1 pseudogene is annotated in these 255 nt (G+C 51.4%); it reads left to right on the top strand.

From position 1 onward, the window contains the following. Window positions 1–255 (top strand): annotated as a pseudogene (locus tag HCF10_RS31130) (IS481 family transposase); the annotation flags it as partial.

Raw genomic sequence — 255 nt, 5'->3', positions numbered from 1 at the left:
ATTACGTACGCCCTCACGAAGCGCTCGGCATGAAAAGTCCGGGAGACTTGTATGTGCCGTCCACCCGAATTTATCCAGGATGCTTGCCCGATGTGGAGTATCCGGCAGAAATGAAAGTTCGAAGCGTTAGGCAGGACGGATCGATCAAGTGGAACGGCAAGTTGGTATTTATCAGCGAGGCGCTGTCCGGGGAAAGGATAGGGCTCAAAGAAGCTGAAGATGATGCTTGGGATTTGTACCTGTGTGATTATCCCT

The organism is Pseudomonas sp. B14(2022), assembly GCF_012030485.1.
Classification (GTDB): domain Bacteria; phylum Pseudomonadota; class Gammaproteobacteria; order Pseudomonadales; family Pseudomonadaceae; genus Aquipseudomonas.
This window is presented reverse-complemented; position numbering and strand designations above follow the sequence as displayed.